This window comes from Butyrivibrio sp. WCE2006, from assembly GCF_000701985.1.
GTDB lineage: Bacteria > Bacillota > Clostridia > Lachnospirales > Lachnospiraceae > Butyrivibrio.
In genome coordinates, this window is the sequence record NZ_JNKH01000037.1 from 1 (window position 1) to 11,740 (window position 11,740).

Below are 11,740 nucleotides of genomic sequence, written 5' to 3' on the forward strand. Positions count from 1 at the left end.
TAAGCATCCCAAAGGTTCATGCCGCTCTGCGGCATAACAGAAACCTCTTCCGACGCAGAGTCGGTGGAGGTAGTTCATAATTACTTTACCTATATGTGATGTTAGAATACATAAGTAAGAGAAGATATTAATAAATGGTTAATCCCATAAAGAGGGATGTAGTATCAAACCAATTATGAAAAATGGAGGGTTTATGAAAGAGTTTATTAAGGGCGCAAATCCGTATATGCCGCTTTGGGAGCATGTTCCGGATGGAGAGCCAAGAGTATTTGAGTACAATGGCGAAAAAAGAGTATATGTCTATGGTTCTCATGATATAGAAAGAGATAAGTACTGTGGGCGAAATTATGTGGTCTGGTCAGCTCCTGTGAATGACCTGACAGACTGGAAATATCATGGAATCTCATATGAGACACACTATGATTCAATTCTTTATGCGCCTGATGTTGTTCAGAAGGGAGATACCTTCTATCTGTATGCAGCTGAAAGATGCGGAAGCCTTGTGGTAGTTGCTTCCTCAAAAACACCCTGGGGACCTTTTGAGAACCCTGTAGAAACTAAGCTTGGATTCGATCCCGGAGTATTGGTAGATGATGACGGCAGAGTTTATGCATATTGGGGAGGCTGCGCGGCACCCTGCTATATAGCAGAACTCGAAGATGATATGGCTACCATAAAAGTGGAAACCCTGGTTGCTAATCCAATGGGACATTCAACCTGCCCATGGAATCCTGTTGATGATGGACACATTTCACTTATTGATGGCTTTTTTGAGGCTTCAAGTCCCAGAAAAGTCTTGGGGAAATATGTGTACATATATTCAAAGCGTTATGAAGTACCGGTTCCGGAACTTGGCGTTTTTGAACCCTGCAATGGATTTCTCTCATATCGCATAAGTGACAGTCCGTTTGGACCATTCCATGATGGCGGAGATATAAGCTTTAATGGCGGAGAAATACTTCATGATAAGGATGGACTTGGAACCATGACCTATAGATGGGGTAATAATCACGGTTCCATTATGGAAATAGAAGGGCAGTGGTATGTTTTTTATCATCGCCAGACCGGAACGGATGAGTATTCACGTCAGGCGATGATGGAACCTGTTGATGTTGCACTTGGAAAAGATGGAAAGTTATATATCGGTGATGTTAAATATCTTGCAGGTGAGCCTGTATCATCTAAACCGGTAGAGATGACTTCTCAGGGACCAAATATCAATGGCTTGGACGCTTATAAGTGGATTTCAGCCGGATATGCCTGCCATGTTTTTGGTGGTACGAGAAATGCCTATATTAAGCCGTTATATGAAGAGCAAGACGACATCTCATTGCCGGTGGTAGATATTACTTCAGGCACTACTGTAGGATTCAGATATTTACAGTTTGGCCAAAACTCGGCTAAAAAAGTGACAGTTGTTTTAGAAAAGCCTGCTGTCGTAACAGTAAAGGTGCATTTGGATTCCTACAAGGGACGTGTGATTTCAACCATTGATTTTGATGGTACGAATGCTCAAAAAACTCAGGATTTGACAGGCGGAGTAATCGGCAAACATGCGGTGTGTTTTGAATTCCTGTCAGATGATAAAGATGCAACCTGCAGCTTTGACAGATTTACATTTGACTAATAAATAGGCTCGTTAAGAACCTCGCAAAGAGCTCAGATTAATAGACAAAGACCTTCCACAGATATTGCGGAAGGTCTTACAATTTATTTTGGAACCATAGTATTATCAACTATTGCTTCAAATTCTACTCGTTGGTTCAATTCTCCTGCCTCTTCCATAACATCCTGAAGTCTGTCAAATGATTCCTTTTTCATTATGAGAGAGTCATTCCAGGCATCGATATCACGATATCTTTCAACAACCTGCGACAATACTTCAAGTGAAGTATCCGGGAATTGGGCTTGTAAAACCTTAGCAATTTCAGATGAATCACTATTTTGGACCCAGGTTAATCCTTTGGTAACAGCTGATACAAAGCTGCGGATCAGCTCTGTATTATTATTCATATAAATCTGTGATGCAAAAAACGCAGTATATGGGATTTCGCCGCTTTCCTCACCAACGGAAGCAAGAACAAAACCCTCTCCTGAAAGTTCAAGTTCAGTTGCTGTAGGCTCAAACAAAGTCACGTAGTCACCGGCGCCGCCTGTAAAGGCACCGGCCATCATATTAAACTGAACTGACGTATCAACATCGATATCTTTACCGGGAATGATATTATGCGCCTTTAATACGTACTCGAGAGTCATTTCAGGCACGCCACCCTTGCGGCCACCTAAAATAGTTGTTCCTTTCAGATTTTCCCAGGAAAAATCCTGTTTTTCCCTGCCAATAATGAAAGAACCGTCTCTTTTTGTCAGTTGTCCGAAAACCTTGGGATAGTCTTTTTGACCTTCAAGGTAAGTGTATATGCATGCTTCCGGACCTGCAAAGCCGATATCTGCCTGACCTGAAATAACAGCGGTCATGACCTTATCTGCTCCGCCGCCATTAACGAGTTCAAGATCAATTCCGGCATCATCAAAATAGCCCAATTCTATAGCTGCGTAGAGGGGGGCATAGAAAACAGAATGTGTTACTTCGCAAAGAGTGATTTTTGAAGTATTACCATTAACCTGAGTATTATTTTTATTACAAGCGCTGATATTACAGAGCAAAAACACAAGTACCAGTATGCTTGCACATAAGCCGGATTTTCTTCGCATTCCATTTTTCATAATAATCTCCATTTGCTTATTTTTGTATTCCAAAGCGCTTTCTGACGATTTTTTCAATAAATCCTATGATGATGTGCATTATTGCAGCGCATAGCGCCAATATTACTACAGAGGTCATTACAAGATCCATTTTAAATACCTGGGAACCATATACAATTAGATATCCTAAACCTGCTTTGGATACCAGAAATTCTCCGGTGATTACACCTACCCAGGACAATCCAATATTAACCTTAAAAACATTGACCATTGTTGAAAGATTGGCGGGGAGAACAAGCTTAAGAAAAATCTGAAGCCTGCCCGCACCGAGTGCCTTCATAAGCCTTATTTTTTCGGGGTCGGTGTGATTGAAACCATTAAGTACATTCAATATCGTTACTATCAGTGATATGGCAAGTGTCATAGCGATTATTGAGCCTGTTCCTGCGCCCATGCATACTATGAATATGGGACCAAGTGCAGTCTTTGGCAAAGCATTAAGAACCACCAGATAAGGATCCATAATTTTAGATACAGCAGGGTTCCACCATAGTATCACTGCAATTACAATTCCAGCGGCAGTACCGAGTATGAAGCCTGCGACTGTTTCGATAAGTGAGGTGGCTATGTGCTCTTCAAGCTGACCTGATGCGGAAAGATTTCCAACAGTTTTAAGGATTCTACTGGGGCTGCTGAATATAAAAGGATTCAGGATACCGGAAGCTGTCAAAGATTCCCAAAGTCCTATAATTAAAACCAGAATAATGATGCGTATAACATGAATCATTATTTTAGTGTTCCTTTTTTGATTCAGGTATTTCATTCGAAGGGGGGATAGATCATTTTTGTCCATTAATACCCAGCTCCTTCCATATTTTTTTAAGAAGCACTTGATACTCTGGATGTTCCAGCCTCTGCTCCGGCGTTAAATCTTTCATTTGGGTAAGATCGTGAATATCGTATATTTTGCCTGGATTTTTATCCATTACTATTATTCTGTCAGAAAGCATCAGGCTTTCAGAGATATCATGTGTTACTAATAGAGCCGTTTTATGCTCGCTTTTAATAATATCTCTGGTATCAATTGATACAGCGATACGTGTCTGATAATCAAGAGCTGAAAATGATTCGTCAAGCAACAGAAATTCAGGATCTGTAACCAAAGTACGGATTAAGGAACAACGCTGTCTCATCCCTCCCGAAAGCTGGGCAGGGGTCATGGAAGCTACGTCCAACACACCATATTTGTCCATTAGTTCTCTGGCTCTGTCGTAATATCTTTTTCCCTTTTTTTGAATTTCCAGGCCCAGAGTTACATTTGAGAAAATATTGCGCCATGGGAATAGCTGATCTTGCTGGGGCATATAGCCTATTTCTGCTGAAGGAGCAGAGATAGGAGTTCCTTTTAGCAATATTCTGCCTGTTGTTGGATGCTCCAGTCCGGCTATCATGTAAAGTATTGTTGATTTGCCACATCCGGATGGCCCAACCAGACTAACAAATTCACCTTCTTCAATTTCAAAGCATATATCCCTGACGGCTTCCTTTTCCATTTCCGGAGTCTGGTAGATCAGCCCTACATGTTCAAGCTTAAGCAATTGTTAATCCTCACATTATCTATAGGTGTTGTAATTATCATACAAAGATTGAATAAACCTAAGGCAAAGCTGCTATTAAATTTTTATAAAGTTTCTATTGCTGAACAATTCTCTTGAAGACATTTATACTTTATAATCGTTATATAACCAGTAAATGTTTTCTATTTTAGCAATGAAAAACTTATTTTAGGGAGGTTGAGGGAACAAAATGAGAGGTGGAATGTTATTGTTGTGGCTTATGATTGGGTACGTGATTGTAACATGGATCGGTGTGGGGCATACCATTTTTAATGTTAAGGTTTTACACATGAAATCCATGAAGGAAAGTGAAGGTCTGGGGGAGGCGTATGAAAGGACAAAGCCATGGCATGTGCTTTATAATCTCATAATATTCCCAATCTTCGGATGGCTTTACATGTCAGGATTGGATGAAAGGACGCTGTCAGCAGCAATTATAGCAGGTGCTATCTGGGCGTTTGTTAGTATTATTGTTGATCTGGTGGGCTGGGTGCTGATTCCTCATCCGTTGCAGCTTTCGTTCAAACAGTTTTATATAGAATATCAGCCCTGGATAACATTGGTTTATGTTGCTATTTTTCTTGGACCGGTTATTGGGTATTTTTTAGTTTTTATGTAATTTTCAGCAAGTATACCTTTCCAAGGCTTACAGGAAGAAGACTGATTGCAAGCACTTGAATAATGAGGAAATAAAAATGACCATTGATGAATACATTTATGCGCAGAATACATCTATTCAGGAGAGATTATTTACTATCCGAAAAGCTATATCCGAAACTATCCCAGAAGCAGAAGAGCGAATCAGTTACAAGATGCCAACCTTCTGGAAGGGCAGGAACATCATTCACTTTGCAGCCTTCAAGAATCACATCGGTATCTATCCGGGCGGCGAAGCAACTTCTTTCTTTGCAGATAAGCTTAAGGACTACAAAACATCAAAAGGAACAATCCAAATTCCAAACAATAAAGATGTTCCGTTGGAACTGATAAAGGAAATAACAAAATGGTGCTATGAGAGGTATAAGAAATAATGGGAAACGATATCACAAACATAAGCAAATATATGTCCATTTTCTTCTGATACATAATAGAAATGTCATTCCGCTTTTGCTGCTCTGTTACTCTTCCATCGTACTCTGATTATTGTTTTCTTCCAGAGACTGATTCTTATCTTTTTTCATGAGTTTATAGCTTTCAACAAGGTAATAGCAAATAAGTAATAATCCTATTAAGGCTGCAAGGAAATTTAATCCGCTGGGGAAAATATGTGCCAAAGCACATAATGCCAATCCTATAATGTTTATCGTAAATAATTTCTGCTGTTCATTTGAAAACTTCATTTTCATATCCTCCAATGTGTGTTGTTTTAGTTTAAAACATTATTTGAATAACATAATGAGTACTGCGCCTATTCCACCGCATATCAGTGTGGCGATAAGGCCTGAAGCTACCGCAAAGACCAGTTTCTGATAAGGGCGTTTTGCTTTTTCCTCTATCTTTTCAGTAGATTGCAGCGTCTCGCCTTTGGTAAAAGCGATGATTTCTTTGTAGGTCTGAACATCATACTCCTTTTTTATGTGCTCAACCTTAGTGGAAAAGTACATAAGGACTACAAATAAGAGTCCGAATGGAATAAAGAACCAAAATCCGATGGTAAAAGCCAGGATCGGAGTGGTAAGCAGGATAGCTATTATAGTGATAAGCATTCCCATACCGTAGGTGTTCATCTTCTTGATGTCTGTATCGGTCTGTTCATTGACGATTCTTTCCATTTTCTCAACATCTCCTTTTAATAGTTGGTCTACAGAGACATTGAATATTTCACTTATAAGCAGAACACTTTGAATATCCGGATAGCTTTTGTCATTTTCCCAGTTGGAGATGGTTTGCCTTGATACAAACAATTTCTCTGCCAGTTCGTCCTGATTGATATTTTGCTGTTTCCTTAATTCTTTGAGTCTGTTTCCAAGTTCCATAGTCGTTTGTCTCTCTTTCCACCTCAGAATACCGAGATATTGAAAATGCTGCCATCAAAAGGCTTTTACATCCGAGGATTTTGTGTTGTCAAAAAGTTTTTACATGCCCTATTTTACTGAGATTGAACGTTGTTTGGGCAGAAGAAGGAATTGCTATTTCCTTTATAAATAGCAAGTGCTATAAATGGAGAATATGATCATTTTTTTTACGCACTTCATCTATCATATCTTTTATCAGAGTATAAAGAAAGACATATCCGACATTGCTAAACAAGGAAGTCTATATATGAGTATCCATGCCGGCTGGGACAATCCGGTCTTTTTGTGGTTCCATTCTGGCGATCTTAAGTCCGGTACAGTCTTCTTAAAGTCCATTCTGACAATAAAAAAGTCCGGAACTGTCTACCAGTATTCCGAACTGTGCTCTTATATTCCATTATTGTCTAACAGTATTCCATAGCGGTCATCTCGGGTTCCATAAAACATTGATTTCTGTCAAAAAAAAGTCCTTGATTTTGACCCAGTATATACAAAGATGCAGACGAAAATGGTGACATGTTGTATTTTTGACAAAACCGCTTAAATATGTGCTGTATTTTTGACAAAATAAGTTCAAAATTCATTGTATTTTTGACAGTGCTGATTTATCATGTTTGTATAAGGAGATTTGACATGGAATTAAAGCGAAAAATCAGCAGACATATAAAAGAATGGTATGAGGAAGATAAGAAAGCGTTACTAATTAAAGGTGCCAGGCAGGTTGGAAAGACCTACGTTATCAGAAATACATTAAAAGAAATGGGAGTAAGTTATTTTGAAGTAAATCTGATAGACCACCCTGAAGCTATTGACACTTTGGCGAATGCTAAAAATGTTGACGAGCTTATTATGGGACTTTCTACAATAAACGACAGTCCAATAATAAAGGGAGAAACGATTCTTTTCTTTGATGAAATTCAAAAGTACAAGGAGATGGTCACAAGGATTAAGTTCCTTGTTGATGAGGGAAGTTTTAAGTATATTCTCAGTGGTTCTCTGCTTGGGGTAGAGCTTGTGAATCTGGAGTCTGCTCCAGTGGGATATTTAACAACGAGAGAGATGTTCCCATTGGATTTTGAGGAGTTTCTTCAGATATCAAACATAACGGATGATGTAATGACACATTTGAAAAAGTCATTTGAAAACCGGAGTCCTGTTTTTGAGACTGTTCATCAAAAGGTTATGAGCCTGTTTTTGCAATATTTGGTAGTTGGTGGAATGCCGGATGCAGTTGTGTCTTTTGCTGAAAACCATAATCTTAATAATGTTACAAAAATACATATGGATATCATAGACCTTTATAAGCTTGATTTTACAAAGTATGAAGAAGAAAATAAGAGACTGCAGCTTATCAATATATATGAGCTTATTCCCACAGAATTATTAAAGCAGAACAAAAGATATATTGTTTCTGATGTAAAGAAAGGACTGCATTTTGAGAGAGTTCAAAGCTCCTTTTTATGGTTAAATAATTCAGGGGTAGCACATTCAGTGTACAACGCTACTGAACCGAAAAAGCCATTGAAGGCTAATGAAAAACAGAGTCTTTTTAAATTATATCTTTCGGATGTGGGTATGCTGACTTCAATCTATGGCATGGATACAAAAAGAATGTTGATAAACAAAGATGCTAATCTTAATGCGGGTGGGATATTTGAGAATGCCGTAGTTCAGGAGTTGAAAAGCAAAGGATTTGACCTGTATTATTACAACTCAAATCGGCTTGGTGAACTTGATTTTGTAATTGCTTATGATGGTACTATTCTGCCGATAGAAGTCAAAAGTGGCAAGGATTATCATATCCATTCAGCTTTAAATAACTGTACCTATAATGATCAGTATGAGATAAAAGAGGCATTTGTTTTTGCCAACTGTAATGTTAGCAGAAAGGAAAAAATAACGTATTTACCTATATATATGACCATGTTCATGGAAACAACTCCATCAGAAGAGGTTATCTTGGAAAAAATAGAGTTTTGATGTCAATCTGCCCAAAAACTCCTTGTAGATGGCATGCGCTGGGGATTTAGCAAAGAAGATTTGATCACTATCATAAAAGACTGTGATGAGAGTAAGCTTAGAAAAGATACATATCATTGCTACTAACGAGTAGATAAAGTGCTAACTAATCATGGAAAGCTTTTGATATATGCTTCTCAACTGCTGCTTGAGTCTCAGCATTTAAGCAGAAATTCGGACTCAATTACAAATTGATATACAGCTTTTGCTCATAAAGGTATTCTTGTATCAGACAAAAGGTACCGGCCAGTATCCAATACATATTAAGGAGAGATAAAATGTTAGATATGAATAAAGTTGCTAAAAATATCAAGAATGCCAGGACAAAGAAGAATATGACACAGCTTGAACTTGCTGATATCGTCGGAGTAAGTTATCAGGCAGTATCAAATTGGGAGCGCGGAAATTCCATGCCCGATATCGGAAAGATTTCTGATATAGCAAAGGCTCTTGATCTTGATGTGACAGAACTACTTGGAAATGATAATGGATCAACTGCAGTAAAGAAAGTTCTGGAAAAAAGCTCTGAGCCACTTACATCAGAAGAACTAACAGATGTGGCTCCGATGCTTCCACCAATGGAACTTACAGAGGAAGTCAGGAAGACATCTGAGAATGATCAGCTTAATATCAAAGCCCTTGTAGGACTCGCGCCTTTCCTGGATGATGAATACCTTGATGAGATTGCCTCCAGGGTTGATGAAGCAAATTTAAAAGACCTTGTAGCTCTTGCGCCTTTCTTATCAGAAGAAGCATTGACCAATATCTCAAAGAAGATTACCTCATCTAATGTAAGAGATCTCGTTGCCCTGGCTCCGTTTATGTCAGAGGAAGCACTCGATGATGTTGTTTCAAGAATAGAAGGCGACAACTTCGATGGGATAAAAGCACTTGCTCCGTTCTTATCAAAAAAGTCTCTTGAAAACATTGTAGATAAGGCTATAGAAAAAGGAGATGTGTCTGAATTAACAGGAATCGCCTGCTTTCTTGGAAGAAAGACACTGAAGAAAATATCCGAGTTTCTTTTGAAGACAGATGATACAAAGAGCATGTCTAAATTTGCGCAGTTCATGTGAAAACATACAAGAGATAAAATAACTTATAGTTCTTCTATATCTATGCATATAATTTTAAATCAAATCAAAAATAAAGGGTTGTGAAAAGATGCGAGATTATTTTTTCACAACCCTTTTTTGATTCAAGTAATTATTATTGGCTTCTATTATCAAGTCTTGCTCAAATACAACACTTTTATAAAATAAATGTCACTCCGCTTACTGTAGCCATCTTCTCTTTGTTGTAAAAAGCTGAAAGTTTTTCAAGGCATTCGTCGTATATTTTATGAAATGCTTCATTTCTCTGCTCTTTCTTAACTTCTGCTTTACGTGTATCCTGAACATCGTGAAATCTCATATTATACCCCTTTCATGGTCATGTATCTGACGCTTGTTGCTGTCTCTGTTTTCTTTATGACCTAAGGATATACCGGATCATCGATTCAAAACACAATATTCATTTGTTTTTATATATATTTATTTGCCAAGCCTTGAAAAGTGTTTTTGGAAGTGTTCTCTTCTATATTCCTTGGGAGACTTATTCTCCATTCTTGAAAAGACGGCCGAAAAATGGCTTTCGTTGGCAAATCCCAGATATTCAGCAATGTCTGTACATGAATACTCATTAAAAGTCAGAAGATGCTTTGCCGCATTTATCTTCTTTTCTTTAATATATTCAGAAACAGATATTCCAACTTCTTTCTTAAATACAGTTGACAGCCATGAAGAATTCATCTCAAGCTCGGTGGCAAGTTCCGAAACAGTGATCCTGTCATGCAGATGATTATCTATATAGTTCATACAGGCTATGACTTTTGGAGAAAGACCTTTACTTTTACCCTTAAGCGCCTGCATCCTCTTGGTGTAGTCGAGCATCATCTCTTCATAAACATCGGATACTTCCTCTACCGTTTGGCATTTATCCATTTTAAGGATATACAGATCGGATAAACCATAGGATTCATCTGAAGGCATTCCGGCTTCTATGCAGAATCTGCAGCAGGAAGTTATACTTGATACAAATAGATATTTTCGTTGTAATACGGGAGATTCGGAAAGCTTTGGAAAAACACGACTCCTATGTTTTATAAGATTGCTTTGAACGGTCTTAATATCCCCATCTACAACCGGTCCAAAATCAGACATCTCTTCGCTAAGCGTAGCGTGGACCATACTGTTTTCACGCTGATCAAAAAGATACTGAGAAAGACTGCTGTCCATCTTTTTTAAAGCATTTTCATTGATTTGTGTCTTGCCGGAACTTTTATTCATCCCGCATCCTCCCACCATTTAAGATAACAACCAGTAATGAAAATATTTTATCATAATTTTTTATTGAAGCAGTGACATAACACCATTTGTTGTCTGATTTGCATGCCGCTGGATGAGGGGACATTAAAGGAAGACATTGATGCGGCAATAGCATAGATGCACAACTCTAGTTGGCTAATGCAGCGGAACCATTTTCTCTGTAGCTACTGGGAGTGCAACCTGTGTGCTTTTTAAATGCCTTGGAAAAGGTAAAGATATCAACGTAACCAACAGCGTTACCTATATAACTTATGGAGAGATCTGATTCCCTCAGCATCTTCTGGGCTGTCTGCATGCGATAAGTCTGCAGATATCCTTTTATTGTATAACCTGTGGCATCATGAAAAAGGCGAGAAAGATAACTTCTGTTAAGACCGCAGACACCTGCGATATTTTCCATGGTAATCTGTTCTGAAAATTTAAGCTGTATGTATTTGATTACGGTTCGTACATATTGAAGCTGCTGGCTTTCTGCTGATGCTTTGTCTATGTGGCCATATTCTTTTCTCAGGAAATCCATTATTTCATAAATCTTCCCAATGCAATAGTACTCCCTTTCATAGTTTTCAAATATCTCATTGATCGCTGAGTTAAAATCCCAGGACCGGTTATTTGGTGATGGAACATCCAGAACCGGGCTGTTTTCACTAAGGCCGACTTCCGTAAGGAGTGCAAGAAACTCTGTCCCTCCTATATGGAGCCATTTGTAGACCCAGGGGTCATCACTGTCAGCCTCATAGTATGCTGAGACGCCTGATGGTATAAAAAATATCTGATTCCCATGGATATTATGTGTCTTATCCCCAATCCTCAGTTTGCCCTTGCCGGAAAGGACATAGTGAATTATTCCTCTTGACCGTATGATCGGGCCGTAGGAGTATTCAGGCTCACAGGCATAGCTACCTATCTCATAAAGTCTGACTTCCGCACTATTGTCGAAATCAGTAAATGCACAAAAGTCGAAGCCGACACCGTTTTCTTTCATCTGCATTGCAAGGTTACCTCCGGTCATGAGTGTCAC

The 11,740-nt window shown here is 38.6% G+C and carries 13 protein-coding genes; 5 read left to right on the top strand and 8 right to left on the bottom strand.

Annotation, left to right across the window (positions count from 1 at the left end; all coding sequences use genetic code 11):
• Positions 1-193: 193 nt before the first annotated feature.
• Entirely contained in the window at positions 194-1,627 is a 1,434-nt protein-coding gene (locus T501_RS16045; protein WP_044916081.1) for a family 43 glycosylhydrolase, read from the top strand.
• Between the two features lie 83 nt (positions 1,628-1,710).
• Here the strand turns inward: T501_RS16045 and T501_RS16050 are convergent, their stop codons facing one another.
• Genes T501_RS16050 through T501_RS16060 form a run of 3 tightly spaced genes read right to left on the bottom strand, consistent with a single transcriptional unit; the run spans position 1,711 to position 4,301 of the window.
• Entirely contained in the window at positions 1,711-2,724 is a 1,014-nt protein-coding gene (locus T501_RS16050; protein WP_242845546.1) for an ABC transporter substrate-binding protein, read from the bottom strand.
• A gap of 16 nt (positions 2,725-2,740) precedes the next feature.
• Positions 2,741-3,490 (bottom strand): ABC transporter permease, encoded by a 750-nt coding sequence (locus T501_RS16055; RefSeq protein WP_330377091.1) that lies wholly within the window; start codon positions 3,488-3,490, stop codon positions 2,741-2,743.
• Between the two features lie 52 nt (positions 3,491-3,542).
• Positions 3,543-4,301 carry an ABC transporter ATP-binding protein gene (locus tag T501_RS16060; RefSeq protein WP_330377092.1) on the bottom strand — a complete coding sequence of 253 codons (759 nt, stop codon included), beginning with the start codon at positions 4,299-4,301 and terminating at the stop codon, positions 3,543-3,545.
• Positions 4,302-4,509: 208 nt separating this feature from the next.
• On the opposite strand from T501_RS16060, the gene T501_RS16065 reads away from it, so the two are divergent.
• Both T501_RS16065 and T501_RS16070 read left to right on the top strand, forming a co-directional pair.
• Positions 4,510-4,938, top strand: a complete 429-nt coding sequence (locus T501_RS16065; RefSeq protein WP_197027976.1) for a hypothetical protein — start codon at positions 4,510-4,512, stop codon at positions 4,936-4,938.
• 76 nt (positions 4,939-5,014) lie between these two features.
• Positions 5,015-5,350 (top strand): iron chaperone, encoded by a 336-nt coding sequence (locus T501_RS16070; RefSeq protein WP_081843212.1) that lies wholly within the window; start codon positions 5,015-5,017, stop codon positions 5,348-5,350.
• A gap of 87 nt (positions 5,351-5,437) precedes the next feature.
• Here the strand turns inward: T501_RS16070 and T501_RS16075 are convergent, their stop codons facing one another.
• Together T501_RS16075 and T501_RS16080 are read right to left on the bottom strand one after the other, a co-directional pair.
• Positions 5,438-5,659, bottom strand: a complete 222-nt coding sequence (locus T501_RS16075) for a hypothetical protein (protein ID WP_026510715.1) — start codon at positions 5,657-5,659, stop codon at positions 5,438-5,440.
• 39 nt (positions 5,660-5,698) lie between these two features.
• Positions 5,699-6,295 carry a helix-turn-helix domain-containing protein gene (locus tag T501_RS16080; protein WP_044916087.1) on the bottom strand — a complete coding sequence of 199 codons (597 nt, stop codon included), beginning with the start codon at positions 6,293-6,295 and terminating at the stop codon, positions 5,699-5,701.
• 672 nt (positions 6,296-6,967) lie between these two features.
• Between T501_RS16080 and T501_RS16085 the strand changes: the two genes are divergently transcribed.
• Together T501_RS16085 and T501_RS16090 are read left to right on the top strand one after the other, a co-directional pair.
• Complete coding sequence (locus tag T501_RS16085) at positions 6,968-8,314, top strand: ATP-binding protein (protein WP_044916088.1); 1,347 nt, start codon at positions 6,968-6,970, stop codon at positions 8,312-8,314.
• Positions 8,315-8,631: 317 nt separating this feature from the next.
• Positions 8,632-9,429, top strand: coding sequence for a helix-turn-helix domain-containing protein (locus tag T501_RS16090; RefSeq protein WP_044916090.1), 798 nt, complete (start codon positions 8,632-8,634; stop codon positions 9,427-9,429).
• A 175-nt stretch (positions 9,430-9,604) separates the two neighbouring features.
• Here T501_RS16090 and T501_RS21555 read toward each other — a convergent pair whose 3' ends face one another.
• The 3 genes from T501_RS21555 to T501_RS16100 form a co-directional block, all read right to left on the bottom strand.
• Positions 9,605-9,766 (bottom strand): hypothetical protein, encoded by a 162-nt coding sequence (locus tag T501_RS21555; RefSeq protein ID WP_155994893.1) that lies wholly within the window; start codon positions 9,764-9,766, stop codon positions 9,605-9,607.
• Positions 9,767-9,885: 119 nt separating this feature from the next.
• Complete coding sequence (locus T501_RS16095; protein ID WP_050008359.1) at positions 9,886-10,680, bottom strand: helix-turn-helix domain-containing protein; 795 nt, start codon at positions 10,678-10,680, stop codon at positions 9,886-9,888.
• Positions 10,681-10,846: 166 nt separating this feature from the next.
• The gene (locus T501_RS16100) at positions 10,847-11,710 is read right to left on the bottom strand and encodes an AraC family transcriptional regulator (protein WP_044916093.1); all 864 of its coding nucleotides are present in this window, start codon (positions 11,708-11,710) and stop codon (positions 10,847-10,849) included.
• Between the last annotated feature and the right edge of the window lie 30 nt (positions 11,711-11,740).